This window comes from Bradyrhizobium sp. USDA 4538, from assembly GCF_024171045.1.
Taxonomy (GTDB): domain Bacteria; phylum Pseudomonadota; class Alphaproteobacteria; order Rhizobiales; family Xanthobacteraceae; genus Bradyrhizobium; species Bradyrhizobium australafricanum.
In genome coordinates, this window is record NZ_JALJZE010000001.1 from 7,535,939 (window position 1) to 7,561,022 (window position 25,084).

Here is a 25,084-nt window from a genome sequence, read left to right on the forward strand (position 1 = left end):
AAATTCAGGAGGAAGCCTCATGATCCCGTCCCACATGCGCCTGGTCGGCGCGGTCGTCGCGCTGTTGCTTGGGGCGATCGGTCCGGCGCCCGCGCAGCAGCTCGAGCTCAAGCTGATGGCGCCGGCGGCGCCCGGCGGCGGCTGGGATCAGACCGCGCGCTCGATGCAGCAGGCGCTGGTCGCCTCCGGTGTCGCACGCAGCGTCCAAGTCACCAACGTTCCCGGCGCCGGCGGCAGCGTCGGCATCGCGCAGTTCGTCAACGGCGCCAAGGGCGACGGCAACCAGATGATGGTGAACGGCTTCGTCATGGTGGGCGCACTCGCCATGAACAAGTCGCCGGTGACGCTGGATCAGGTGACGCCGATTGCGCGCCTCACCGAGGAGACCCAGGTCATCGTGGTGCCGGCGAACTCGCCGATCAAGACGGCGCAGGATCTCGCCACCGCGGTGAAGGCCGATATCGCCAAGGTGACCTTTGCCGGCGGCTCGGCCGGTGGCGTCGACCACGTGATGGCGGCGCTGTTCGCGGGCACGGTCGGCGCCGATGCCAAGAAGATCAACTACATTCCGTTCTCGGGCGGCGGCGAGTCGCTCGCAGCCATTCTCGGCGGCAAGGTCACGGCCGGCATTTCCGGCCTCAGCGAATATGAAGGCCAGATCAAGGCCGGCAAGTTGCGCGCGCTCGGCGTCACGTCGGCGAACCGACTGCCGGGCGTCGATATCCCGACCTTCAAAGAGCAGGGCATCGATCTCGTGCTGGCCAATTGGCGCTCGGTGGTCGCACCGCCCGGCATCACGCCGGAGCAGCGCAAGGTGCTGAGTGATGCTGTCGAGAAGATGGTGAAGTCCGATTCCTGGAAGGAGATCCTGAAGCAGAAGGGCTGGGATGACGCCTATCTCGGCGGCGACGCCTTCGCGGATTTCCTAAAGAAGGAGATCACGCGCGTGACCGAGGTGCTGAAGTCCGTCGGCCTCGTGAAGTCATGACGCCGGACGCGGCGTCTGAAAACCTCCGGCCGGCGCCGGCACGCCGCGTCGATCGCGCCGGCGTGGTCATCGCGGCCGCGCTTGCCGGGCTTGCTGCGGTGCTGGTGTGGGACGCCAGCAAGCTGCCGTCGACCACGATGTACGGCATGGGGCCGGAGGCGATGCCGGTCGTCATCGCGATCGGCCTTGTCATCCTCGCGGTCGGCAATCTGATCGACGCGCTGCGCGGCAAGCTGCCGCCGCGCGAGAGCATGGATCCGAAACCGGTGTGGCTGATCATCGGGGGCCTGGTGCTCCTGATCGCCATCATCGGCTTTGGCGGCGGCTTCATCCTCGCCACCTCGGCGCTGTTCGTCACCACGTCGGCGGCGTTCGGCCGCCGCGCCGTCCTGGCCGACACCGCCATCGCGCTGGTGATCACGACGCTGATTTATCTCGCGTTCGACAAGCTGTTGACGCTGAGCCTTCCCGCCGGCCCGCTGGAGCGACTGCTGTGATGGACACTTTCGCCGCGCTGGCGCACGGCATGGCGGTCGCCATGCAGCCGATGAACCTGCTCTACGCCCTGATCGGCGTGTTCCTGGGCACCGCGGTCGGCGTGTTGCCGGGCATCGGACCGGCGCTGACGGTCGCGCTGCTGCTGCCGGTGACCTACAAGCTAGATCCCGGCGGCTCGCTGATCATGTTCGCCGGCATCTATTATGGCGGCATGTATGGCGGATCGACCACCGCGATCCTGATCAATACGCCGGGCGAGAGCGCGTCGATGGCGACCGCGCTCGAGGGCAACAAGATGGCCAAGGCCGGCCGCGGCGGCCCGGCGCTGGCGACCTCGGCGATCGGCTCGTTCGTGGCCGGCACCATCGCCACCATCGGCCTCGCATTCCTCGCGCCATGGCTGGTCGATTTCGCCGTGCGCTTCGGGCCGGAGGATTACTTCGCGCTGATGTGCGTTGCCTTCGTCACGGTGTCGGCGACCTTCGGCGACTCGCCGGTCCGCGGCCTCACCAGCCTGTTCATCGGCCTCACGCTCGGGCTGGTCGGCATCGACAAGCTGACCGGTCAGGCGCGGCTTGCCTTCGGCATCCCCGAACTGCTCGACGGCGTCGAGGTGACGACGCTCGCGGTCGGCCTGTTCGCGGTCGGCGAGGCGCTCTATGTCGCCTCGCGCCGGCATCACGCCGAGGAGAAGCTCGAGCCGGTGCGCGGCTCGCTGTGGATGACGCGGGAGGACTGGCGGCGGTCGTGGAAGCCGTGGCTGCGCGGCACGCTGTTCGGTTTTCCGATCGGGGCGCTGCCGGCCGGCGGGGCGGAGATCCCGACATTCCTGTCCTATTCCACCGAGCGGCGGCTGACCAAACATCCGGAGGAGTTCGGCAAGGGCGCGATCGAAGGCGTCGCAGGGCCGGAAGCGGCGAACAACGCGTCCGCCGCCGGCACGCTGGTGCCACTTTTGACGCTCGGACTGCCGACCTCGGCAACGGCTGCAATGATGCTGGCGGGCTTCCAGCAATACGGCCTCAACCCGGGGCCGCTGTTGTTCGCGGAGCGGCCCGACCTGGTGTGGGGCCTGATCGCGAGCCTGTTCATCGCCAACGGCATGCTGCTGGTGCTCAATCTGCCGCTAGTCGGCCTTTGGGTGCGGCTGCTGGCGATCCCGCAGCCCTGGCTCTATGCCGGCATCCTGGTGTTCGCCACCATGGGCACGATCGCTGCGAAGCCGTCGGTCGTCGAGCTGTCGATGCTGGCGGCGTTCGGCGTCATGGGCTTTCTGATGCGCCGGTTCGACTTCCCGATCGCGCCCGTCGTGATCGGGCTGATCCTCGGGCCGATCGCCGAAAGCCAGTTGCGCCGCGCGCTGGCGATCAGCCTCGGCGATCCCATGGTGCTGCTGCAAAGCCCGATGTCGGCGACGCTGCTCGGCATCGCGCTGATCGCGCTGCTGGCACCGTTTGTGCTCAAGGGATTGGGACGATTCAAGGCGAACGAGGATTAGGGCGCGACCAGACCGTAAAAGGCCCGCTCCGGGGCTCGCATTTCGGAGCGGGCCAGTCTGGGCACGGCAAATATCGCCGCGACGCGAAACCTAGCGCGACAAGCTGACACCACCCTGACGACAGCGAAAAAAGAGAGGCGGCCGGATACCGCCTCTCGGTCACATGATTTTCCGTGAACTGAAAGTTCAGCTCACCATTTGTAGGCGAGGCTCGCCGTGATGCGGCGGCGATCGCCGTAGTAGCAGGAGCTGATGGTCGCGCAGCTCGCGACATAGATCTTGTCGGTGACGTTCACGACATTGAGCGCCGCGCGCCAGTTGTTGTCCCATTCGTAATGCAAGGCGAGATCGCCCAGCACGACCCCCGGGACGCGTGCGGTGTTCGCTGTGTCGGCAAAGGACGAGCCGACATAGCGCACGCCGCCGCCGAAGCCGAAGCCCGTGAGCGGCCCGTCGCGGAAGGTGTAGTCGGTCCACGCCGATGCGAGCTGACGCGGCGCGTTGGTCGGCACGGTGCCGATCAGCGCGGGATTGAGGTCCTTGCTGACGAACAGCTCGTAATTGGTGTAGCTCGCCACCAGCTTGAAATCGCGCGTGATGTTCGCGACCGCCTCGAGCTCGACGCCGCGCGAGGTGACTTCGCCGTTCTGGGTCTGGAACAGCGGGTTGTTCGGATCTGTTGTCAGCGCGTTCTTGCGCTTGAGGTCGAAATACGCGACGCCGAACCGTGCGTTGAGCCCGACCGGCTCGTACTTGACGCCGACCTCGGTCTGCTCGGAGGTTTCCGGCAGCAGCAATTGGCCGGCCGCGGTGGTGCCGATGACCGGATTGTAGCCCGTCATGTAGGAGACGTAGGGCGCAACGCCGCTGTCGAAATTGTAGATCGCGCCGACACGGCCGGAGAACTTGCTGTCGTCGCGGCCCTGGGAGACGCCGATCCGGTTGTTGTTGGTGAGATCGACCCAGTCCTGGCGTCCGGACAGCACCACCGTCAGGCGGTCGAGCTTGACCTGATCCTGCAGATAGAGGCCGGCCATACCCTGGGCGAGATAGCCGTTCTGATAGAGCGGGCCGCTATACGGCAGGTTGGTGCCATAAACCGGATTGAGCACGTTGAGATTCGTGCCCATGCCAAAACCCTGGCGGTCGTCGATGCCGTAATATTTCAGATCGACGCCGACCAGCGCGGTGTGCTGCAGCGCGCCGGTGGTGAAGCGGTATTCGAGCTGATTGTCGAGGTTGAGCTGGGTGGCGATGCCGCGGGTGTAGAAATTGCCGCGGGTGATGTCGGCGGCGGCCGGCGTCGTCGCGTAGCCGAGCCCATAGAGGCCGGCATAATAGACGTCGACATGCGCCATGCGCGCGTTCTGGCGGAAATCGACGCTGTCAGTCACGCTCTTCTGGAACTGGTAGCCGACCATCTGCTGGTCGCGGCGGAACTGGTCCGCGCTGGGATCGCCGACGAACAGGCTGGTCGGAATCCGGCCGAACGGCGCGTTGGTGACGGTGCCGACATAGGGCAGGAAGTTCAGCGCGCGGGTGTTGCTGTGCGAGGCCATGCCGAACACGGTGAGGCTGGTGTCGGCATCGGGCCGCCAGGTCACCGACGGGGCGAAGAAGAAGTTGTTGTCGTAGACATAGTCGGTCTGGGTGCCGCCGCCCTGGGCCTGGCCGACGAGGCGGTACTGCACCTGGCCGTTGCCGGGCTGCGCCGTCGCGCCGCCGATGTCGAACTGGGTATAGGCGTTGCCGAAATTATTGACGCCGGTCTCGATGTAGCGAATGGGCTCGGCCTGCGGCAGCTTGCTCACCGCGTTGACGAGGCCGCCCGGCGCCGAGCCGCCATACAGGATGCCGGACGGACCGCGCAGCACCTCGACGCGCTCGAGATTGAAGGGCTGCAGCTTCCAGCTCGCATAGGAGGTGTAGAACAGCTGCAGGCCGTCGAGGAACAGCGACTCGTTCTGCGCCGGGAAGCCGCGGATCATGAACCAGTCGTTGCGGAAATCGGCGCCATAGGTGCCGCCGATGACGCCCGGCGTGTAGCGCAGCACCTCGTCGAACTTGCTGACGATCTTCTGGTCGCGGATCTGCTCGGCGCTGATGACCGACACCGATTGCGGCGTCTGGATGATCGGCGTGCTGGTCTTGGTGCCGCTGGCGCTCAGCCGCGCCAGATAGCCGGTGACCGGGCCGTTGGCGCGTTCGTGCCCGCCGCTGGCGCCCGCGGGTTGCTGAGCGGTCTGTGGCTGCGCGCCCACCGGGGCGGCCGTCGCGCGGCGCGAGGCGCTGCGTGCGCGCGTGGACCGTTGCGAAGGCTGCTGCGATCGCGCCGCTTGCCGCTGCGGCGCCTCGACCGTCACGGACGGCAATTGCGTCTGGGCGAAGACATCGTCCGCACCAACAACCGAAAACACAACGACAGCCGAAGCAGCAAACCGCTGCGGCCGAATCCACCTGCACGACATTTATTCCACGCTCCGTAAAAAAAATCTTGAGCGAGTCGTTATCACGGTGATTTTCGCGAGCAGCCTGCACGCGGTTAGAAGCTGTCGAAGTTGCACGCAAAGCTTGGCTGGGTGACCGGGAGACAACGGCGTATGACGCGCAATTGCACGCATCGCGTGAGAGCCTTGAATCGATCCAGTGTTGAACGATTCAAAAATCGAACGATTCAAAAATTGTCTCGTCATCTCGTGAGTCGATGCATCGCGATCGCGCGCGACATGATCAAGCCAGTCCGATGTCGCGCGGTTGCGCGAGCAACGCGTTGAAACCTCGAGGCGATAGTTGTCTCGTTCCGCGGTCCCGCGCGGTCGGGAAGGGGTGTCACGTTCCATTCGGCGGCTGCCACAGCCGTGCTGGCCGAGCGGCGGGAACCGGGGGGGGGCGGCCGTCCGGCCGGCTGGCAATCCCCGCCATCCCCACCATATCTGGCATAATTGACCGGCAGGGACCGCAACCGCTTGGCCATTTTGGGGCGATGTGATAACGCTCTGAAACCAGCTTCGACCGCCACTCGTGACCGTCCGCATCCTGCCTAAAGGCTTGCGGCGGTGGAGATATTTCGCCGATGACCTCGTCCAGCAAGACCGCTTCCGCGCCCGATTCCTTCTTCACCGCGACCCTCGCTGAGGCCGATCCCGAGATCGCTGCCGCGATCAAGGGCGAGCTCGGCCGGCAGCGTCATGAGATCGAGCTGATCGCCTCCGAAAACATCGTCAGCCGCGCCGTGCTGGAGGCGCAGGGCTCGGTGATGACCAACAAATACGCGGAGGGTTATCCGGGCGCGCGCTACTACGGCGGTTGCGAGTGGGTCGACGTCGCCGAGACGCTGGCGATCGAGCGCGCCAAGAAGCTGTTCGGCGCCGGCTTCGCCAACGTCCAGCCGAACTCCGGCAGCCAGATGAACCAGGCGGCGTTTCTGGCGCTACTGCAACCCGGCGACACCTTCATGGGCCTCGACCTCGCCGCCGGCGGCCATCTCACCCACGGTTCGCCGGTCAACATGTCCGGCAAGTGGTTCAAGGCCGCGCACTACACCGTGCGCCGCGAGGACCAGATCATCGACATGGACGAAGTCCAGAAGCAGGCCGAGCAGGTCAAGCCGAAGCTGATCATCGCCGGAGGCTCGGCCTATTCGCGCGCCTGGGACTTCAAGCGCTTCCGCGAGATCGCGGATTCCGTCGGCGCGTATCTGCTGGTCGACATGGCGCATTTCGCGGGCCTCGTGGCCGGCGGCGTGCATGCCTCGCCGGTGCCGCACGCCCACGTCACCACCACGACGACGCACAAGTCGCTGCGCGGCCCGCGCGGCGGTCTGATCCTCACCAATGACGAGACGCTGGCCAAGAAGCTGAACTCGGCGATCTTCCCGGGCCTGCAGGGCGGTCCGCTGATGCACGTCATCGCCGCCAAGGCGGTGGCGTTCGCCGAAGCGCTGCGGCCGGACTTCAAGGTCTACGCCAAGAACGTGGTCGAGAACGCCAAGGCGCTGGCGGAGACGCTGCGCGGCCATGGCCTCGACATCGTCTCGGGCGGCACCGACAACCATCTGATGCTGGTCGACCTCAGGCCGAAGGGCCTGAAGGGCAACATCTCGGAGAAGGCGCTGGTGCGCGCCGCCATCACCTGCAACAAGAACGGCATCCCGTTCGATCCCGAAAAGCCGTTCGTCACCTCCGGCCTGCGGCTCGGTACGCCGGCGGCGACCACGCGCGGCTTCGGCGTCGCCGAGTTCAAGCAGGTCGGCGGCATGATCGCGGAAGTGCTGAACGCGCTGGCGCAGTCGCCGGACGGCAAGGCGCCGCTGGTCGAGGCCGCGATCAAGGAGCGCGTCAAGGCGCTGACCGATCGCTTCCCGATCTATCAGTAAAAGGTCGTTGCTAGAGGTCCCGTCGGATGCGCTGCCCGAGCTGCAATTCTCTCGACACGCAGGTCAAGGACTCGCGTCCGACCGAGGACTCCGCGGTCATTCGCAGGCGTCGCGTCTGCATGGCCTGCAACTTCCGCTTCACGACCTTCGAGCGGGTGCAGCTGCGCGAACTGACCGTCATCAAGCGCAACGGCCGCCGCGTGCCGTTCGACCGCGACAAGCTGGTGCGCTCGCTGCAGATCTCCTTGCGCAAGCGCCCGGTGGAATCCGAGCGGGTGGAGAAGATGGTGTCCACCATCGTGCGCGAGCTCGAAAGCGGCGGCGAGGCCGAGGTCTCCTCTGAGGCGATCGGCGAGATCGTGATGGAGCATCTGCGCCAGCTCGACGACGTCGCCTATGTGCGCTTCGCCTCGGTCTACCGCAATTTCCGCGAGGCCAAGGACTTCGAGGCCGTGCTCGACGAATTGACCGGCGAAGAGGACCCGCGGCTCGCGACGCTACGCAAATGATCTTCCGCATTCTGGAAGACCAGTTCGCGCAGAAGGCCAGAGAGGCCAAGGAAGCGGCAAAGGCGGCCGATCTGCGCTTCATGCAGCTGGCGCTGGCGCTTGGCCGGCGCGGGCTCGGGCGCACCTGGCCCAATCCGGCGGTCGGCGCCGTCATCGTCAAGGACGGCGTGATCGTCGGCCGCGGCTGGACGCAAGCAGGCGGCCGGCCGCATGCCGAGGTCGAGGCACTCAGGCGCGCCGGCGGTGCCGCGCGCGGCGCCACGCTCTACGTGACGCTCGAACCCTGCTCGCATTTCGGCCGCTCGCCGCCCTGTGCGGACGCCGTTGTGGCGGCCGGGCTCGCCCGCGTCGTCTCGGCGATCGAGGATCCCAATCCGGAAGTCGCGGGGCAGGGGCACGCCAAGCTGCGTGCCGCGGGCATCGCGGTCGATGTCGGGCTGTGCGCGGAAGAGGCCGCGCGCGACCATGCCGGGCACTTCCGCCGCATCCGCGACAAGCGCCCGCATGTGATCCTCAAGCTCGCGGTGTCCGCCGACGACAAGATCGCTGCCAGCGGCCGTAAGCCGGTTACGATCACCGGAGAGGCCGCGCGGACGCGCGTGCATCTGCTGCGCGCGCAGAGCGATGCGATCCTGGTCGGCATCGGCACGGTCAAGGCCGACGATCCGCTCTTGACCTGCCGGCTGCCCGGCATGGCGGTGCGCTCGCCGGTGCGCCTGGTGCTGGACCGCGCGCTGCGGATCTCTGGCGACAGCCGCCTGGTGCATTCGGCGCGCGAGACGCCGCTCTGGGTGCTGACATCTGATATGGCGGAGGCGCCTGCCGCGGTGAAGCTAGGTGCCGCCGGCGCGCAGGTGATCCGCGTCGCCGCCAGCGCGCCCCAAGGGCTCGATCTGCCGTCCGTCCTGCATGCGCTGGCGGAGAAGGGGATCTCGCGCCTGCTGGTCGAGGGCGGATCGCGCGTGGCAAATTCTTTCGTGGCAGCCGGCCTTGTCGACGAGATCTGGCTGTTGCGCGGGCCTGATGCGATCGGTGCCGACGGCGTTCCCGCGCTGGACGCAATGCCGCTCGACGCAATCACGCAGTCGCCCGCCTTCAGCCTTCGTGCTAGCGAAGCCTTGGCCAAAGATGTTTTGACTATCTACGATCGATCCTAGGTCGTCATGCCCGGGCTTGACCCGGGCATCCACGTCTTGGTCGCCAGCAGTGAAGTAAGTCGTGGATGGCCGGGTCAAGCCCGGCCATGACGAAGAGTAAGAGGTTTGTTGTGTTCACGGGAATTGTCACCGATATCGGTGAGATCACCAGCCTGAAGCAGGTGGCGCAGGGGCAGCTGCACCGGATGCGGATTGCCTGCGACTACGACCAGACCACGATCGCCGACGGCGCCTCGATCGCCTGCAATGGCGTCTGCCTCACCGTCGTCGCCTCCGGCACCGCCGATGGCAAGACCTGGTTCGATGTCGATGCGGCGGCCGAGACGCTCGGCATGACCACCGCCAAGCATTGGGGACAGGGCAGCCGGCTCAATCTCGAGCGCGCGCTCAAGATCGGCGACGAACTCGGCGGTCACATCGTGGCCGGGCATGCCGACGGCATCGCGACCATCGTCAAGCGCGACGATCTGCCCGACATGGCGCGCTTCGAGCTGCGAACCACTCGGGAGCTGGCGCGTTTCATCGCGGCGAAGGGATCGGTCACGCTGGACGGCGTGTCGCTGACCGTGAATACGGTCGACGACATCAGCTTTTCGGTGCTGATCATCCCGCACACGCTTTCCGTGACGACCCTGAACGGCTGGAAGGCGGGCAGCGAGGTCAATATCGAGGTCGATCTGATGGCCCGCTACGCGGCGCGGCTGTCGGAGATGAAATGACGGCATAGCGGTCATTCCGGGGCGATGCGCAAGCATCGAACCCGGAATCTCGAGATTCCCCGGTGCACTATTGTGCACCTGCGGTCTGGTCCTTCGGACCATCTCGGAATGACAGTGCCTGAGGCATTCGTGCTTGGCTTCAGTCGTCGGGGCGACTACAAACTCGCGAAACGTTGACATCCAACGTTATCGGTAAATGTCAACAATATGAAATGGATACGTAGATGGCTGACGCGCGGCGCGCACCCCTGAAGGACCAGACCGACATTACCGGCGCACGCGTGCTGATCGTCGAGGCGCGGTTCTATGACGACATCCAGGACGCGCTGCTGGAAGGCGCGTTGGCCGAGATCAAGGCCGCGGGTGCGACGCACGACGTGATCACGGTGCCGGGCGCGCTGGAGATTCCGGCGGCGATTGCGATCGCGATCGATGCGGCTGAAGCGAACGGCAAGCCGTATGATGCGGCGATCGCGCTCGGCTGCGTGGTGCGCGGCGACACCATCCATTTCGAGATCGTCTCGCAGGAGTCCTCGCGCGGATTGATGGATTTGGCCATCAGCCGGAAATTCCCGCTCGGCAACGGCATCCTCACCGTCAACACCGAGGCGCAGGCCTGGGCGCGGGCGCGCGCCAGCGAACTCAACAAGGGCGGCGACGCGGCGCGTGCGGCGCTGGCGATGCTGCGGATCAAACGCCGCCTGGCAAAGGCCTGACCATGGCAGACAACAAGAAGCCCGCGAAAGCCCCCGACAGAAAAGCCAACCGCCGCGGCGCGGCACGGCTCGCGGCGGTGCAGGCGCTCTATCAGATGGACATTGGCGGCGCCGGCATCAACGACATCTTCGCCGAGTTCGAGAGCCACTGGCTCGGCAACGAGGTCGAGGGCGAGAAATATTTGCCGGCGGAAGCCGCGTTCTTCCGCGACGTGGTCTCCGGCGTGGTGCGCGACCAGGCCCGGCTCGATCCTTTGATCGACGAGGCGCTGTCGAAGGGCTGGCCGCTGAAGCGGATCGACGCCATCCTGCGCGCGGTGCTGCGGGCAGGCTCCTACGAGCTCGAGCACCGCAAAGACGTGCCGGGCCGCGTGGTGGTCTCCGAATATGTCGACGTCGCGCATGCCTTCGTTGAGAAGGACGAAACCGGCATGGTCAACGCCGTGCTCGACCAGATCGCGCGCCAGTTCCGCGGCGACGAGTTTGTGCGGAGCTAGGTGCCGCGATGCCGCCCACCTCCGTAGCCGTCACCCTGAGGTGCCGTAGCGAAGCGGAGGCCTCGAAGGGCGACGGCGTGGCGCTACGGTCGCATCGGGGCCGTGCATCCTTCGAGGCTCGCTTCGCTCGCACCTCAGGATGACGGGTTGATGACCCAAGCAAGTAAACATACCTCCGGCGAAGACTCCCTAATCGCGCGCTATTTCAAGCCGCTCGCGACCGATCCGGGTGCGTTCGGGCTCGACGACGACGCCGCCGCGCTGAGGGCGGCCGGCGAGGACATTGTGGTCACCACGGACGCCATCGTCGAGGGCGTGCATTTCCTCGGCGATGATCCGCCCGACACGCTGGCGCGCAAGGCGCTGCGGGTGAACCTCTCCGACATCGCCGCCAAGGGCGCGGTGCCGGCGGGCTTCGTGCTGACGCTGGCGCTGCGCGGCGCCGAGGAGGCCTGGCTGAAGCCGTTTGCCCGGGCGCTCGGCGAGGACGCCGCGCATTTCGGCTGCCCGCTGCTCGGCGGTGACACGGTCTCGACACCGGGGCCGCTGATGATCTCGATCACTGCGTTCGGCCGGGTGCCGCAGGGCACGATGGTGCATCGCGCGGGAGCACAGGCGGGCGACCGTGTGTTCGTCACCGGCACGATCGGAGACGCCGCGCTCGGCCTCGATGTGCTCCGGGGTGGCCCGGTCGCCGCGGCTCTGGCGGACGATGTCGTCGGGCGGGATTTTCTTGCCGCCCGTTACCGTGTTCCGCAGCCGCGCAACGCCTTGGCCACGGCCGTCCGCACCCACGCCAGCGCCGCGATGGATGTGTCCGACGGTCTTGCCGGCGATCTGACCAAGCTTTGCGCAGCCAGTGGTGTGGCGGGCGTGATCAACGTGCCGAGTATCCCGTTGTCGTCCGCGGCCGCAGGGCTGCTCGCACGCAAGGCGATCGATATCGAGACCTTGGTGGCCGGCGGTGATGATTACGAGCTCTTGTGCGCGGTCCCGAGCGATCATGTCGACGCCTTTCTGCGCGACGCACGGCAGGCAAAGGTCGCGGTGACCGCAATCGGCGGCCTGATCGCAGGCTTGTCGCCACCGAGCTTCCTCGACGGGCAGGGCCGGGAACTGAAGCTGAAGCGGCTGTCCTACAGCCATTTCTAGAGCGTTTTCGAGCGAAGCGGGCACCGGTTCGCATTAAGAAAACGCGTCGGAACGCAAGCAGCGCTAGACTCCCCGCGCCTGATCGCGCCGATTTTCCTTCTAAATAGCTGCCGATATCGGCGTTTTCGGCCACAGGTGGCGTTGCACAGCGGTAACGATTTTGGCAAGGTCGCGCCCGATTTGAGGCAATCCGTTTTTGGGGAGGATTGTCCTCGCAAAATAAGCGCCTGCCGCCCCCTAGCGGCACAAGAAGGCGCGGGGGTTACATCAAGGATCTGAGGCAACATGACAGCTTTATGGTTGATTGTGCTCTGCGGGGCGCTTTCCATCGTCTACGCGATCTGGGCGACGCAGTCGGTCTTGAACGCGGATGCGGGTAATCCGCGCATGCAGGAAATCGCGGCCGCGGTGCGCGAGGGCGCACAGGCCTATCTGCGGCGGCAGTACACCACGATCGGCATGGTCGGTATCGTGATCTTCGTGGTGCTGGCCTACTTCCTGGGCCTGCCGGTGGCGATCGGCTTTGCGATCGGCGCCATCCTGTCGGGGGCTGCCGGCTTCATCGGCATGAACGTCTCGGTGCGCGCCAACGTCCGCACCGCGCAGGCGGCAACCACCTCGCTCGCCGGCGGCCTCGAGCTCGCCTTCAAAGCGGGCGCGATCACCGGCATGCTGGTTGCCGGTCTCGCGCTGCTCGGCGTCACCATCTACTTCATGGTGCTGGTCAAGTTCATGGGTCTGGAAGCGGGCAGCCGCACCGTGGTCGACGCCATGGTGGCGCTCGGCTTCGGCGCCTCGCTGATCTCGATCTTCGCCCGTCTCGGCGGCGGCATCTTCACCAAGGGTGCGGACGTCGGCGGCGACCTTGTCGGCAAGGTCGAGGCCGGCATCCCCGAGGACGATCCGCGTAACCCGGCCACCATCGCCGACAACGTCGGCGACAATGTCGGCGACTGCGCCGGCATGGCGGCGGACCTGTTCGAGACCTATGCGGTGACCGCGGTCGCCACCATGGTGCTCGCGGCGATCTTCTTCGCCAAAACGCCGATCCTGGTGAACATGATGACGCTGCCGCTCGCGATCGGCGGCATCTGCATCATCACCTCGATCATCGGCACCTTCTTCGTCAAGCTCGGTGCCAGCCAGTCCATCATGGGCGCCCTCTACAAGGGCCTGATCGCCACCGGCATCCTGTCGCTGGTCGGCGTCGCGCTCGTGATCAATTGGCTGGTCGGCTTCGGCAAGCTCGACGGCGTCGACTACACCGGCATGGCGCTGTTCTGGTGCGGCGTGGTCGGTCTCGTCGTCACCGGCCTGATCATCTGGATCACCGAATACTACACCGGCACCGACTATCGCCCGGTGAAGTCGATCGCCTCGGCCTCGGTCACCGGTCACGGCACCAACGTGATCCAGGGCCTCGCGGTCTCGATGGAAGCGACCGCGCTGCCCGCGATCGTGATCATCGCCGGCATCCTCGTCACCTACAGCCTTGCCGGCCTGTTCGGCATCGCGATCGCGACCGCCACCATGCTGGCGCTGGCCGGCATGATCGTCGCGCTCGACGCCTTCGGCCCGGTCACGGACAACGCCGGCGGCATCGCCGAGATGGCGGGGCTGCCGAAGGAGGTGCGCAAGTCGACCGACGCGCTCGACGCGGTCGGCAACACCACCAAGGCGGTGACCAAAGGCTACGCGATCGGCTCCGCCGGTCTCGGTGCGCTGGTGCTGTTTGCGGCCTATAATCAGGACCTCAAATTCTTCATCAGCGACGCCAACGCCCATGCCTACTTCAAGGGCGTCAACCCGGACTTCTCCCTGAACAATCCTTACGTCGTGGTCGGCCTGCTGTTCGGCGGCCTGCTGCCGTATCTGTTTGGTGCGATGGGTATGACCGCGGTCGGTCGCGCCGCCGGTGCGATCGTCGAGGAAGTGCGCCGTCAGTTCCGCGAGAAGCCCGGCATCATGCAGGGCACCGACAAGCCGGACTACGGCAAGGCGGTCGACCTGCTGACCCGGGCGGCGATCAAGGAGATGATCATCCCGTCGCTGCTGCCGGTGCTGTCGCCGATCGTGGTCTACTTCCTGATCTACGCGATCGCGGGCGGTGGCGCAGCCGGCAAGTCGGCGGCATTCTCCGCGGTCGGTGCCATGCTGCTCGGCGTCATCGTCACCGGTTTGTTCGTCGCGATCTCGATGACCTCGGGCGGCGGCGCATGGGACAACGCCAAGAAGTACATCGAGGACGGCCACTACGGCGGCAAGGGCTCTGACGCCCACAAGTCCGCAGTGACCGGCGATACCGTTGGCGATCCCTACAAGGACACGGCGGGCCCGGCGGTGAATCCGATGATCAAGATCACCAACATCGTGGCGCTGCTGCTGCTGGCGATCCTGGCGCACTGAGCGGCGGACACGACTGAAACGAAGCCCCGCGGTGAAAGCCGCGGGGTTTTATTTTTGAACCAGACGCGAACAACACGGAGATCAATCGATGTCGCTCTCATCCGCACGGAACTACGCGCTCCGCGCCTCCAAATCGCAGGATCAGAAGGAGGCCATCGAGCTACTCTCGAAGGCGATCATGGAACTGGCGATGTCGATTGAAGCGACCGACGCCAAGGTCAAGAAGATCAACAAGTCGTCGTAGCATTGGCCGCAACGTGGTCAGGAAAGATCGTGACGGCGGCTGCTACTTGACCTCCATCTGCAAGCCTTCCTTCTCGATGATCGCCGCGAACTTCTTCGTCTCGGCATCGACGAAATCGGAGAATTGCTGGGGCGTGCCGTAGTCGGCGCGCGCGCCCATGCCGGCGATGTTCTTCTTGACGTCGTCGCGCTCCAGCATCGCCTTGACCTGGCGGTTCAACTCGTCGAGCACCGGGGCGGGCGCGGTCTTCGGCAGGAACACGCCGAACCAGGACGAGACGTCGAACTTTGCCAGTTCCGGCGCGCCCTCGCGCATCGTCGGCAGGTTCGGTGCGGAATCGCTGCGCTCCGGCGTGGTGACACAGAGGCCATTTAGCTTGCCGTCCTGCACCTGCGGCAGCGACGGATAGAGGTTGTCGAACAGGATCTGGATGTCGCCGGCGAGCCCGGCCTGCAATGCGGGACCGGCGCCGCGGAACGGCACGTGCGTCATCTTCAGCCCGGTGAGCTGCAGGAACCAGGCACCGGTGAGGTGAGGGCTTTGTCCGGTGCCGGACGAGCCGTAGGTGAGCTTGTCTGGATTCTTCTTCAGGAAGGCGATTAATTCGGGGATCGACTTGAGGCCGGTCGACGGATGCGCCGATACGATGTTCGGAATCCGGATCATGTTGGAGACCGGCTGCAACTGGTCGGCCGTGTAGGTCAGGTTGCGGAAGATGCTGTAGGCGATCGCGTTGGGGCCGGGATTGCCTATCAGGATGGTGTGGCCGTCGCCCTTGGCGCGTGTGACCTCGGATGTGCCGATGGTGCCGCCGGCGCCGGAGCGATTCTCCACCACCACCGACTGGCCCCAGAGCGGCTGCAAATGCGCCGCGAGCAGCCGCCCCATCACGTCGGTCGAGCCGCCGGCCGCCGCCGGCACGATGATGCGGACGGTCTCGGTCGGCCGCCAGTCGCCGGCGCCGAGGCTCGCGCGCGGCAGGATCGCCGCGGCCGTCAATGCGGCCGTGCCCGACAATACCGTACGACGGGAAAATCTCTTGGCTCTCATGCGTTTACCCCCTGCTCAGGCTCTTGTTTGCGAGCAAACTAGGGGACCGCTTGCCCCTCGGGCAAGCGACAACTTGGCGCAGCGGCTCATGCTCTGGACTCCGGTTTGACGCGTTGTCTCACGCGAACCGGAGCCCACTTCGCTCGAAAACGCTCTAGTTGAAGCTCAGCAGCTTGAAGAGCGGTGTCAGGTAGGACATTTCCTGGCCCGACGTCGGCGTGGACCGGCTGACGAAGTCGAAGATCTTGCCGTCCTTCAGGCCGTAATTGGCCAGTCGGCGCACCTGCCGGTTCTTGTCGAAATAGACCGCGATCACGCGCTGGTCGATCACCCGCTGATTCATGAAGGCGACCGGGCGGGAGGTCCGTTGCGAGATGTAATAAAACACCTCGCCGTCCAGCGTTGCGACCGTCGAGGGCGTGCCGAGCACGATGAGCACCTGGTCCTGGCTCGCGCCGATCGGGATCTGCTCGAGCGCCCCCTCGGGCAGGATGTAGCCCTTCTGGAATTGTTCCCCGGCGCAGCCGCCGAGTGCGGCGCAGACGAGGCCAATCGCCGCGACGGCGCGGAGACGCGAAAAGAACCCGCGCGCGGAAGCGGCGCGAGACTGTCGTGAAAGAGTGTGGTTCATCGGCGGAACTGATCCGTCCCCTTGCATCGGCCGAGGCATTGACGTACCGGGCAGCTCAATGGATTGCAATCATGCCGAGCTCCAATGGGCGACCTCTCAACAGGCGACCCTTTGGGGACCGGCAGCCGGAACCCGTCATGCTTTGGCCGTTCAATCACTTCAGAAGACCCCGGGTGCCCGCGCGCAGCACCATTGAGATCATCTATGGCATGATCGTGACGCAGGCGCGAGAACCGTTGTTTTACCGTGACTTGGGCGTTCCGGACACGGTTAACGGCCGTTTTGACCTGCTTCTGATGCATCTGTGGCTGGTGCTGCGGCGACTGAAATCCGTCGAGGGCGGCGTGGCGCTGTCCCAGGCCCTGTTCGATCATTTCTGCATCGATATGGACGACAATCTGCGCGAAATGGGCGTCGGCGACCTCACGGTGCCGAAGCGCATGCAGGCGTTCGGTGAAGCCTTCTATGGCCGCACCGCGGCCTATGATCTGGCGCTGACCGACAGCGAGGCGGCCTTGGCCGAGTCGTTCTGCAAGAACATCCTCAACGGTCAGAACATCGACAAGGCCCGCGAGCTCGCCGCCTATGCCAGGGAGGCGATCGAAGAGCTGGCGCGCGCCGATCTCGCGGCGTTGGCCAAGGGCGCGTGGCGCTTTCCGGTACCACAGGCTGCGGGGACGGCGGCATGAGCGGCGGCACCACAGGGCAGCCCGATGCACGGCGCGACCGCGACCCCTGGCGGGTTCTCGTCAATGTCGCGCAGATTCCGGAGACCGGCCTGCATCGCGAGATCGTAGCCGACGAGGCGGCGCGCAAGGCGATGGCCGAAGTTGCCGAGTTGCGGGAGGTCGTCTCCGCGCGTGCAGAGTTCGACCTGCAGCCCAAACGCGACGGCAGCTACCACGTCACCGGCAGAGTCAAGGCCAGGGTCGGGCAGACCTGCGTAGTGACGCTCGATCCGATCGAGAACGAGATCGATGAGCCGATCGATGTGGTGTTCGCGCCGCCCGAGCAGATCCCGCAAATGGCCGACTTGGTCGACGACGCCGACGACAGCGATGAGGAAACGCCGGACCCGCCGGAGCCGATCGTCGGCGGCTTCATCGACATCGGCCGGCTCGCCACCGATGCGCTGTTTCTCGGCATAGACCCGTATCCGCGCAAGATGGATGCGGTCTTTGAACAGAAGGCTGAAGCCCCTGACCCGGAAAATCATCCTTTCGCGGCGCTGAAGGCGCTGAAGGAAAAGCCGGACGGCAAGAAGCCCAAGGGAAGTTGAGGGCGCCTGGCGCCACATTTGCGGGGATGGCTTGCCTGCAAGCTTGCGCGAGCACTGCTCCTTGTTACTTCAAATACGTGTCACAATACATTGAAATACAATGTATTTCTGGTATGCTCTGATGTGTTGCGTGACGGTTCGGCAGCTGCCTCATTTGCGGTCAAGAGGTTGTGTCGGACCGAGGACACGCTATTGTCGCGGCCCGGCCGGGACGCGAGTTGGTGTTTCGCCGCGCGCCGTTAACGGCGGTGACTTCAAGCTCGCGGTCCTCGTCTGAAGGGCTGCGGGAAAGCAGGCTTCCGGGACGTTCATGCCTCAAAAGGTTCGAATAGCGCTTGACGCCATGGGGGGCGATGTCGGCGCTGCCGTCGTCATTCCCGGCGCTGCGATCTCGCTGAGCCGTCATCCCGACAGCGAATTCCTGTTGATCGGGGACCGGGCCCAGATCGAGCCGGAGCTCGCCAAGCATCCGGCGCTGAAGGCGGTATCGAAAGTGATCCATACCGACGTCGCCGTGAAGAACGATGAGAAGCCGAGCCAGGCGTTGCGGCGGACCCGGCGGGCGTCATCGATGTGGCTCGCGATCGACGCCGTGAAGCATGGCGAGGCCGATGTCGCGGTCTCCGCCGGCAACAGCGGCGCGCTGATGGCGATGGGCAGCATCAATCTGCGGACGCTGCCGGGCGTCGACCGCCCGGCGCTCGCCGGAGTTTGGCCGACTCTGCGCGGTGACTCCGTGGTGCTCGACCTTGGTGCCACGATCGGCGGCGACGCCCATCATCTCGCGACACTGGCGGTGATGGGGAGCGCGATGGCCAGCGTGCTGTTCAACATCGAACGCCCCACCGTCGGCCTCCTCAACATCGGAGAGGAGGAGGTCAAGGGACATGAGGAAATCCGCGAGGCCGCCGAAATGCTGCGCGCCCTATCTGACATCAACTATATCGGCTTCGTCGAAGGGGACGGCATCGGCAAGGGGCGTGCCGACGTAATCGTGTCCGAAGGATTCAGCGGCAATATCGCGCTCAAGACCGCCGAAGGCACTGCCCGCCAGATGTTCGACCTGTTGCGCGAGGCGATCGGTTCGAGCTGGATCTCGCGCATCGGCTATCTGCTGGCCCGCGGTGCATTCCGGAAGCTGCGCGACAAGCTCGATCCCAACAAGTCGAATGGCGGCCTGCTGCTCGGCCTGAAGGGCGTGGTGGTCAAGAGCCATGGCGGCGTCAACACGGAAGGCTTTGCTTACGCGGTCGATGTTGGCTATGAGATGGCCCACTACGATCTCCTCACCAAGATCAATCAGATGCTTAATCGCGACGGCAGTGCGCTGGTGCAGGCGCAGACCGCGCAGGAGGCTGTCTCGTGACTGCGATACGTTCGGTAGTGCTCGGCTGCGGCTCCTATTTGCCGGAGCGGGTTTTGACCAATGCCGAACTGGCCAGCCGGATCGACACGTCGGACGAATGGATCGTGCAGCGCACCGGCATCAGCGAGCGCCACATCGCGGCCGACGACGAAGTCACCTCGCATCTGGCGATCAAGGCGGCGCAGGCCGCGCTCGCCCACGCGCAAGTCGATGCGCAGTCGATCGACCTGATCGTGCTCGCGACCTCGACGCCGGACAACACCTTTCCCGCCACCGCGGTCGCCGTCCAGCACGCGCTCGGCATCAACCATGGCGTCGCCTTCGACCTGCAGGCGGTCTGCTCCGGCTTCGTCTTCGCGCTGGCCACCGCCGATAATTTCCTGCGCGCCGGCACCCACAAGCGGGCGCTGGTGATCGGTGCCGAGACCTTCTCACGCATCCTCGACTGGAACGACCGCGGCACCTGCGTGCTGTTCGGCGACGGCGCCGGCGCGGTCGTGCTGGAGGCGCAGCAGCAGTCCGGCACCACCAGCGACCGCGGCGTGTTGACGACGCATCTGCGCTCCGACGGCCGCCACAAGGCGAAGCTGTTCGTCGATGGCGGGCCCGGTTCGACCAGGACGGTCGGATACCTCCGGATGGAGGGCCGCGAGGTGTTCAAGCACGCCGTCGGCATGATCACCGACGTGATCGTCGACGCTTTCAACGCCACCGGCTTTACCGCCGAGGACATCACCTGGTTCATCCCGCACCAGGCCAACAAGCGAATCATCGATGCGTCGGCGCATAAGCTTCATATTGCGCCGCAGAAAGTGGTCCTGACGGTCGACAAGCACGGCAACACATCGGCGGCCTCGATCCCGCTCGCGCTGTCGGTCGCCGTGAAGGACGGGCGCGTCAAGAAGGGCGATCTGGTGCTGTTCGAGGCAATGGGCGGCGGCTTCACCTGGGGCTCGGCGCTCGTGCGCTGGTAGCGTATCGCCAAACAGTATCGACAGGTTGCCGGTATCTTTCCTGCGCCTGGGTGCTGGTCGCTGTTGACCATTGCGCGCTAAGCTTTTAATTTCAGTCAAGAAATTGTTCGCCGAGAGTGCGGGGCAGGCGATGACCACGGGAACCGGAAAAACAGTTACGCGCGTCGATTTGTGTGAGGCGGTCTACCAAAAGGTGGGTCTGTCGCGCACGGAATCGTCGGCATTTGTCGAGTTGGTGCTGAAGGAGATCACCGATTGCCTGGAAAAGGGCGAGACGGTGAAGCTGTCCTCGTTCGGCTCCTTCATGGTGCGCAAGAAGGGCCAGCGTATCGGCCGTAATCCGAAGACCGGCACCGAGGTGCCGATTTCGCCGCGGCGGGTGATGGTGTTCAAGCCGTCGGCGATCCTGAAGCAGCGGATCAATGGCCATGTCGTCACCAATGGCGACGGCAGCAAGGCCGACTAGAGCGTTTTCAAGCGAAGTGGATACCCGGTTCGCGTGAAGAAAGCGCGGCAAACCTAGAATCCGGAGCCCCGTTCCGATTCAATCGGAACGGAAAGGCTCCAGGCATTGAGCTCAAAGGAGCGGGCATTTGGACAAGGCGCCGGATGCGTTCCGTACCATCAGCGAGGTCGCTGATGAACTCGATATTCCCCAGCATGTGCTGAGATTCTGGGAAACGCGCTTCGCGCAGATCAAGCCGATGAAGCGCAGCGGCGGACGCCGCTATTATCGCCCCGACGACGTCGACCTGCTCAAGGGCATCCGCCGGCTGCTGTACGGCGAGGGCTACACCATCCGCGGTGTGCAGCGGATCCTGAAGGAGCACGGCATCAAATCGGTGCAGGGCATCGCCGACCAGACCGCGGCGGTCTCGTTCGGCGCGGTCGAGGAAGCCGTCGGCAACAGCATGGCCGAGCCCGACGATCTCGAGAGCAGCGACGGCCTCGATTTCGACGGCGAGGAGGGGGATGGCGACGAGAAGGGGATCGACTACCGATTCGTCGATCCCGACGAGGATCCGATCCTGTCGACCTACAAGGCGCACGCCCAGCCGGGCAAGGCGGCCGCCGCGCCGCCGGTTCGTCCCTCCGTTCCGTCAGTCGATCGGGAGCGGCTCGAACGCGTGCTGCAGGAGCTGGTCGCCTGCCGACAGGTGATCGACGCGGCGATGAAGGACGGCTGAGGCAAGGAAGCCTGCCAAGGAAACCTGCCAAGGAAACCTGCCAAGGGAACCGGCCTCGGAATACAGTCTTTGAGAGCCTGCCCCGCCTTGCGCGAACGCAGGATCGCAGCTAATGGAACGGCATCGGAGCGTGGCGCAGCCCGGTTAGCGCACTAGTCTGGGAGACTAGGGGTCGGAGGTTCAAATCCTCTCGCTCCGACCATTTTTCTCAAAATTCGTTCGGTGTGGTTTGAAGCGGGCGCGCATCGCTCGCCGTCGGCTTGCGATTGGTTGCCAATGCTGTTCGCCAGTCGCGGAAAGCTGTGCGCGGAAGCCAACACGCTGTCGTTAATATCGAGCAAACGCTCGTTGAAGAGGCAGCACCAAGCCGATCGCATCGGCGGCTGTCGTTGTCGATGAACAATCGTTCATGGAACGCCACTGATTTCAGGCGGTTAGTTGCGGGGCGCATTTTGGAGGACAAAATGAAGCACGCAATCATCGTCCTTTCCGCGGCATGCCTGATGGCTTCCACCCCGGTTGCTTTTGCACAGGGCGTTTCGAGCAAATCACCTGGACACGAGATGCAAAAGAAGGGCTCCAAGAAAGGCAGTCACGGCGCTTCGGGCTATGCACCCGGGCACGAGATGCAGGCACGAGGATCGAAAGCCGGGAGCCCAGGGGCCTCTGGCTACGCCCCTGGTCAGACGACGGGGTCGGGCAGCGGGATGACCGGAGGCAGCCCGACCAAGTCCAGATAGTTACACTGTAAGTTTTTCGGGGCCCCGGCCGTCAGCGCCGGGGCTCCTTTTCCATGGCCCGTTCACGGATCGACCGCGGCTTGGCCCGTTTCATGCTTTCCATTGAGGGGCAAATGGGGGGCCAACATGATTGCTGAACACTTTCTGGTCTGGGCTGCGCTGCTGAGCGTTCTCGCCTTCCTGGCGTTCCAGTCGCCGGGGCGCGGACACCGATAAGTCTCCGCTTCCAACGCTTCGCGAGGTGAGCGGCGCGATCATGCCGGTTGCCAGTCGTCCCGTCTGCTGCAGAGCCGGTCGCCTCAGGCCTCGGCCTCCATCGCAACAATCAGGCAGGCCTTTTCCAGGCGGTTGGTAAGCATCGAAAGCTTGGCCGTGAACTCGGCCAGCTCAGCCTCGCTGAACTCCTCGAACACGGTTTTCTTGAACGCCTTGTGCTGCTCGGCGAGGCCTGCGAGGTGCCTTTTGGTCTTGTCGGTCAGCGACAGCCGCACCACGCGCGCATCGGCCGGGGAGGGCGCGCGCCGCAGCAGCTCCTTCTGCTCGAGCAGCTTGGACTGCGTGGTCACGAACGACGGATCAACGTGCAGCAGTTTCGACACCACGTTGATCGGCACGCCGTCATCCTTGTCGAGATCCGAGATCGCGATGAGAATCATCCATTGCGGACCGCTGACGCCAAGCGACTTGCCCCAGAACTGACGGACGCGCTCCAGATGCGAGTTGATGGCCGAAATCTCGAGCGTGAACCGCTTGATGATGTCGAGATGTTCGATGGCGCGCTGGCGCGTCGAATCCTTCCTTGTCACTGACACAGCTTCCTCTTCCCTCGGGCGCCGACTCAGCTTTGTGCTGATTTATTTCTTGTTTTCCGCGCTGCAGTAGGTTTTTTCCCGCAAGCCGCCAACGAACGCAAGTGAACGTAAAGTAATTATGATGGTCGTGTGACAGGTGGACTATTTGGGATGTGACAAGTTTTCTCAGGTAGGCAAAGGGCTTACAGGCAGCGTTGCCGGCGAGACACAGTGTGGCCGCATTCGCATTCCTGACTTTATAAACTATTTTGATTGGCGAACTCGCCAATGCATATTGAACCCGGCGGTAGGGGAATCTCGATCGTCCCGTTGCGGTGATCGTTCAAGTCCGTCGCACACCACAGATTGATCTGAGGGTGCGGGGTTTGGGGAAAACGGTCTTGGACAATGCGGGAGGATCACGGGGCGCTCGCGGCCTCGGACTCTCCGCATATGAGCAACTTGGAGGTTTAATATGAATTTGAAGAGCCTTATCCTGGGCTCGACGGCTGCGCTGGTCGCGGTCGGCGGGGCACAGGCGGCCGATCTTCCCGTCAAGGCCAAAGCGGTCGAGTACGTGAAGGTTTGCTCGCTTTACGGTCCGGGCTTCTACTACATCCCCGGCACCGACACCTGCATCAAGCTGGGCGGCTATGTGCGTGCTGACGTCGTGGTGAACGGCAACAGCGTGTACGGCGCGAACTACAACGGCGCCAGCGGTGCCAACAACCGTTTCACGAACGGCTACACCTGGCGTTCGCGTGAAGACTTCAACATCGATACGCGCACCGCGACCGAATACGGCGTGGTCCGCACCTATTTCGATGCGGTGTTCACCTGGACCTCCGACACCTATGCCGGCCAGGGCAACGGCTCGACCGTGTACTCGGCGATCGGCTCGTCTTCTGCGCCGAACAACGCAGGTTCGGGCAACGTGGCTGCCGGTACGGTCGGCGTCTACTACGCCTTCATCCAGTTCGCCGGCTTCACGATGGGTAAGGCGGTTTCGCAGTTCGCTGCCCCCTGGAACGGTTATCCGGGCAACAACTACGACGCACTCGTCGGTGGCGTGAACACCACCAACGGCATCAACCAGTTCACCTACACCGCGCAGTTCGGCAACGGCGTGTCGCTGGCTCTGTCGGCGCAGGACCAGGTTGCCTACATGCAGGCTGGCGTGAACAACCTCGGCGTCGGTGGTGCCTACGGCTCCAGCGACTACGCCGGCACGATCGCTCCGGACTTCGTCGCTTCGCTCAAGGTCGACCAGGCTTGGGGTATCTTCCAGGCGTCGGTCGCCGCGCATGACAACCACGCTGCCTACTACGGCGGCACCGAGTTGACCGGTCATCCCGACGACAAGTGGGGTTGGGCTGGTGCGTTGGCCCTGTCGATCAAGAACATCCCGACCGGACCCGGTGACACCATCAACATCCAGGGCGTCTACACCGACGGTGCGACCCGTTACAACATCCAGGAACTGGCCAGCCAGGCCGGTGCGATCGCCATCTTCGGCGGTTCGAGCCTGCCGGGCGTCTATGGCAGCGTTGGCTTCGGTACGGCACCCGACACGGTGTTCGGCCCCGGCGGTCAGCAGCAGTCCATCAAGACCTGGGGTATGCGCGGTGCGTACACCCACAACTGGGATCCCTACTGGAACACCAGCTTGTACGGTGCGTTCGCCGCTGTTTCGTACAACGATGCGGCTAAGTCGCTCATCTGCGGCGTTGGTGGCGTCGGTGGTTCGTTCCGTGCCGCATTCGCTGGCGGCGCTGGCGTGACCGCCTGCAACCCCGACTACAACATCGCGCAGATCGGCGTGATCACCCGTTGGACCCCGGTCAAGAACCTGACCTTCTCGGCCGACGTGACCTACTCGCACCTCGATCAGAAGTATGCCGGCATCATCACGACGTCGTCGACTGCTATCGGCAAGCCGACCGCGACCTACGAGCTGAAGGATCAGGACACTGTCCAGATGCTCTTCCGCGCTCAGCGCAACTGGTAATTCCGGTTGATCTGATCACGATCCAACAGAACCCCGGCAGGCAACTGCCGGGGTTTTTCTTTGCGAAAGATTCTAAGGAGAGCTGAGCTGCGTCATTTCGGTCCACGCGAACGACGAAGACGAGCCATGCGATTCATTAGCCGCAGACTTATTTACTTACCTGATCTACTAAACTATATACGCCACGGCCAACACATTGAATGATGGCTCTTAGCTAGCTGCTAAGCCTCCCAAACCTCCGGCAATGCCCTGCCGGAGGTTTTTGATTCAAGGGCCCAGCCGGCGTCGACGATGGTGGC

The 25,084-nt window shown here is 64.5% G+C and carries 23 protein-coding genes and 1 tRNA gene; 20 read left to right on the forward strand and 4 right to left on the reverse strand.

The window, feature by feature from the left end:
- Window positions 1–19: 19 nt before the first annotated feature.
- The 3 genes from J2R78_RS34560 to J2R78_RS34570 are packed head-to-tail and all read left to right on the forward strand — an operon-like array spanning window position 20 to window position 2,984.
- Window positions 20–988 (forward strand): tripartite tricarboxylate transporter substrate binding protein, encoded by a 969-nt coding sequence (locus tag J2R78_RS34560; protein WP_253608402.1) that lies wholly within the window; start codon window positions 20–22, stop codon window positions 986–988.
- The gene (locus J2R78_RS34565; protein ID WP_253608403.1) at window positions 985–1,485 is read left to right on the forward strand and encodes a tripartite tricarboxylate transporter TctB family protein; all 501 of its coding nucleotides are present in this window, start codon (window positions 985–987) and stop codon (window positions 1,483–1,485) included. The genes J2R78_RS34560 and J2R78_RS34565 overlap by 4 nt, the downstream gene beginning before the upstream one ends.
- Window positions 1,485–2,984 carry a tripartite tricarboxylate transporter permease gene (locus J2R78_RS34570; RefSeq protein WP_057020728.1) on the forward strand — a complete coding sequence of 500 codons (1,500 nt, stop codon included), beginning with the start codon at window positions 1,485–1,487 and terminating at the stop codon, window positions 2,982–2,984. Before J2R78_RS34565 ends, J2R78_RS34570 begins: the two co-directional genes overlap by 1 nt.
- A gap of 191 nt (window positions 2,985–3,175) precedes the next feature.
- On the opposite strand, the gene J2R78_RS34575 is transcribed toward J2R78_RS34570, so the two are convergent.
- Window positions 3,176–5,452, reverse strand: coding sequence for a TonB-dependent siderophore receptor (locus tag J2R78_RS34575; RefSeq protein ID WP_253608404.1), 2,277 nt, complete (start codon window positions 5,450–5,452; stop codon window positions 3,176–3,178).
- A gap of 605 nt (window positions 5,453–6,057) precedes the next feature.
- On the opposite strand from J2R78_RS34575, the gene glyA reads away from it, so the two are divergent.
- The 9 genes from glyA to J2R78_RS34620 all read left to right on the forward strand — a co-directional run bounded on the left by glyA (window position 6,058) and on the right by J2R78_RS34620 (window position 14,759).
- Window positions 6,058–7,359: a serine hydroxymethyltransferase gene (gene glyA / locus J2R78_RS34580; RefSeq protein ID WP_253608405.1), complete on the forward strand. Its 1,302-nt coding sequence runs from the start codon at window positions 6,058–6,060 to the stop codon at window positions 7,357–7,359.
- Between the two features lie 26 nt (window positions 7,360–7,385).
- Window positions 7,386–7,868: a transcriptional regulator NrdR gene (gene nrdR / locus J2R78_RS34585; RefSeq protein WP_016844999.1), complete on the forward strand. Its 483-nt coding sequence runs from the start codon at window positions 7,386–7,388 to the stop codon at window positions 7,866–7,868.
- The gene (gene ribD, locus J2R78_RS34590) at window positions 7,865–9,025 is read left to right on the forward strand and encodes a bifunctional diaminohydroxyphosphoribosylaminopyrimidine deaminase/5-amino-6-(5-phosphoribosylamino)uracil reductase RibD (protein WP_253608406.1); all 1,161 of its coding nucleotides are present in this window, start codon (window positions 7,865–7,867) and stop codon (window positions 9,023–9,025) included. The genes nrdR and ribD overlap by 4 nt, the downstream gene beginning before the upstream one ends.
- 110 nt (window positions 9,026–9,135) lie before the next feature.
- Entirely contained in the window at window positions 9,136–9,744 is a 609-nt protein-coding gene (locus J2R78_RS34595) for a riboflavin synthase (protein WP_253609999.1), read from the forward strand.
- 224 nt (window positions 9,745–9,968) lie between these two features.
- Window positions 9,969–10,460, forward strand: coding sequence for a 6,7-dimethyl-8-ribityllumazine synthase (gene ribH / locus J2R78_RS34600; protein WP_076834363.1), 492 nt, complete (start codon window positions 9,969–9,971; stop codon window positions 10,458–10,460).
- A gap of 2 nt (window positions 10,461–10,462) precedes the next feature.
- Entirely contained in the window at window positions 10,463–10,957 is a 495-nt protein-coding gene (nusB, locus tag J2R78_RS34605) for a transcription antitermination factor NusB (protein ID WP_016844994.1), read from the forward strand.
- 150 nt (window positions 10,958–11,107) lie between these two features.
- Window positions 11,108–12,109, forward strand: a complete 1,002-nt coding sequence (thiL, locus tag J2R78_RS34610; protein ID WP_253608407.1) for a thiamine-phosphate kinase — start codon at window positions 11,108–11,110, stop codon at window positions 12,107–12,109.
- 285 nt (window positions 12,110–12,394) lie between these two features.
- Window positions 12,395–14,515 (forward strand): sodium-translocating pyrophosphatase, encoded by a 2,121-nt coding sequence (locus J2R78_RS34615; protein WP_028333872.1) that lies wholly within the window; start codon window positions 12,395–12,397, stop codon window positions 14,513–14,515.
- Between the two features lie 88 nt (window positions 14,516–14,603).
- A complete protein-coding gene (locus tag J2R78_RS34620) occupies window positions 14,604–14,759 on the forward strand; it encodes a hypothetical protein (protein ID WP_167350400.1) in 156 nt (51 codons plus the stop codon).
- Between the two features lie 42 nt (window positions 14,760–14,801).
- On the opposite strand, the gene J2R78_RS34625 is transcribed toward J2R78_RS34620, so the two are convergent.
- Together J2R78_RS34625 and J2R78_RS34630 are read right to left on the reverse strand one after the other, a co-directional pair.
- Entirely contained in the window at window positions 14,802–15,809 is a 1,008-nt protein-coding gene (locus J2R78_RS34625) for a tripartite tricarboxylate transporter substrate binding protein (protein ID WP_253608408.1), read from the reverse strand.
- Window positions 15,810–15,963: 154 nt separating this feature from the next.
- Window positions 15,964–16,440, reverse strand: coding sequence for an outer membrane protein assembly factor BamE (locus tag J2R78_RS34630; protein ID WP_018271914.1), 477 nt, complete (start codon window positions 16,438–16,440; stop codon window positions 15,964–15,966).
- A 137-nt stretch (window positions 16,441–16,577) separates the two neighbouring features.
- On the opposite strand from J2R78_RS34630, the gene J2R78_RS34635 reads away from it, so the two are divergent.
- From J2R78_RS34635 to J2R78_RS34665, 7 genes are all read left to right on the forward strand, one after another.
- Window positions 16,578–17,129, forward strand: coding sequence for a ubiquinol-cytochrome C chaperone family protein (locus J2R78_RS34635; RefSeq protein ID WP_253610000.1), 552 nt, complete (start codon window positions 16,578–16,580; stop codon window positions 17,127–17,129).
- Window positions 17,126–17,719: a DUF177 domain-containing protein gene (locus tag J2R78_RS34640; RefSeq protein WP_253608409.1), complete on the forward strand. Its 594-nt coding sequence runs from the start codon at window positions 17,126–17,128 to the stop codon at window positions 17,717–17,719. Before J2R78_RS34635 ends, J2R78_RS34640 begins: the two co-directional genes overlap by 4 nt.
- 310 nt (window positions 17,720–18,029) lie before the next feature.
- Complete coding sequence (gene plsX / locus J2R78_RS34645) at window positions 18,030–19,085, forward strand: phosphate acyltransferase PlsX (RefSeq protein ID WP_225158932.1); 1,056 nt, start codon at window positions 18,030–18,032, stop codon at window positions 19,083–19,085.
- Complete coding sequence (locus J2R78_RS34650; protein WP_253608410.1) at window positions 19,082–20,059, forward strand: beta-ketoacyl-ACP synthase III; 978 nt, start codon at window positions 19,082–19,084, stop codon at window positions 20,057–20,059. The genes plsX and J2R78_RS34650 overlap by 4 nt, the downstream gene beginning before the upstream one ends.
- 130 nt (window positions 20,060–20,189) lie before the next feature.
- Window positions 20,190–20,525, forward strand: coding sequence for an integration host factor subunit alpha (locus J2R78_RS34655; RefSeq protein ID WP_035631661.1), 336 nt, complete (start codon window positions 20,190–20,192; stop codon window positions 20,523–20,525).
- A gap of 127 nt (window positions 20,526–20,652) precedes the next feature.
- Window positions 20,653–21,246, forward strand: coding sequence for a MerR family transcriptional regulator (locus tag J2R78_RS34660; RefSeq protein WP_253608411.1), 594 nt, complete (start codon window positions 20,653–20,655; stop codon window positions 21,244–21,246).
- Window positions 21,247–21,370: 124 nt separating this feature from the next.
- Window positions 21,371–21,448: transfer RNA gene (locus tag J2R78_RS34665), tRNA-Pro, on the forward strand.
- Window positions 21,449–22,285: 837 nt separating this feature from the next.
- Here J2R78_RS34665 and J2R78_RS34670 read toward each other — a convergent pair.
- Window positions 22,286–22,798, reverse strand: a complete 513-nt coding sequence (locus tag J2R78_RS34670; protein WP_168855931.1) for a MarR family winged helix-turn-helix transcriptional regulator — start codon at window positions 22,796–22,798, stop codon at window positions 22,286–22,288.
- 454 nt (window positions 22,799–23,252) lie between these two features.
- Here J2R78_RS34670 and J2R78_RS34675 point away from each other — a divergent pair, with 454 nt between their 5' ends.
- On the forward strand, window positions 23,253–24,785 hold the full coding sequence (locus J2R78_RS34675; RefSeq protein ID WP_057020678.1) for a porin: 1,533 nt from the start codon (window positions 23,253–23,255) through the stop codon (window positions 24,783–24,785).
- The last annotated feature ends 299 nt before the right edge of the window (window positions 24,786–25,084 follow it).

Coding starts and splice junctions, on each gene's coding strand:
- J2R78_RS34560 (WP_253608402.1), top strand. CDS start 20: ATGATCCCGTCCCACATGCGCCTGGTCGGCGCGGTCGTCGCGCTGTTG.
- J2R78_RS34565 (WP_253608403.1), top strand. CDS start 985: ATGACGCCGGACGCGGCGTCTGAAAACCTCCGGCCGGCGCCGGCACGC.
- J2R78_RS34570 (WP_057020728.1), top strand. CDS start 1,485: ATGGACACTTTCGCCGCGCTGGCGCACGGCATGGCGGTCGCCATGCAG.
- J2R78_RS34575 (WP_253608404.1), bottom strand. CDS start 5,452: ATGTCGTGCAGGTGGATTCGGCCGCAGCGGTTTGCTGCTTCGGCTGTC.
- glyA (WP_253608405.1), top strand. CDS start 6,058: ATGACCTCGTCCAGCAAGACCGCTTCCGCGCCCGATTCCTTCTTCACC.
- nrdR (WP_016844999.1), top strand. CDS start 7,386: ATGCGCTGCCCGAGCTGCAATTCTCTCGACACGCAGGTCAAGGACTCG.
- ribD (WP_253608406.1), top strand. CDS start 7,865: ATGATCTTCCGCATTCTGGAAGACCAGTTCGCGCAGAAGGCCAGAGAG.
- ribH (WP_076834363.1), top strand. CDS start 9,969: ATGGCTGACGCGCGGCGCGCACCCCTGAAGGACCAGACCGACATTACC.
- nusB (WP_016844994.1), top strand. CDS start 10,463: ATGGCAGACAACAAGAAGCCCGCGAAAGCCCCCGACAGAAAAGCCAAC.
- thiL (WP_253608407.1), top strand. CDS start 11,108: ATGACCCAAGCAAGTAAACATACCTCCGGCGAAGACTCCCTAATCGCG.
- J2R78_RS34615 (WP_028333872.1), top strand. CDS start 12,395: ATGACAGCTTTATGGTTGATTGTGCTCTGCGGGGCGCTTTCCATCGTC.
- J2R78_RS34620 (WP_167350400.1), top strand. CDS start 14,604: ATGTCGCTCTCATCCGCACGGAACTACGCGCTCCGCGCCTCCAAATCG.
- J2R78_RS34625 (WP_253608408.1), bottom strand. CDS start 15,809: ATGAGAGCCAAGAGATTTTCCCGTCGTACGGTATTGTCGGGCACGGCC.
- J2R78_RS34630 (WP_018271914.1), bottom strand. CDS start 16,440: ATGAACCACACTCTTTCACGACAGTCTCGCGCCGCTTCCGCGCGCGGG.
- J2R78_RS34635 (WP_253610000.1), top strand. CDS start 16,578: ATGCTTTGGCCGTTCAATCACTTCAGAAGACCCCGGGTGCCCGCGCGC.
- J2R78_RS34640 (WP_253608409.1), top strand. CDS start 17,126: ATGAGCGGCGGCACCACAGGGCAGCCCGATGCACGGCGCGACCGCGAC.
- plsX (WP_225158932.1), top strand. CDS start 18,030: ATGCCTCAAAAGGTTCGAATAGCGCTTGACGCCATGGGGGGCGATGTC.
- J2R78_RS34655 (WP_035631661.1), top strand. CDS start 20,190: ATGACCACGGGAACCGGAAAAACAGTTACGCGCGTCGATTTGTGTGAG.
- J2R78_RS34675 (WP_057020678.1), top strand. CDS start 23,253: ATGAATTTGAAGAGCCTTATCCTGGGCTCGACGGCTGCGCTGGTCGCG.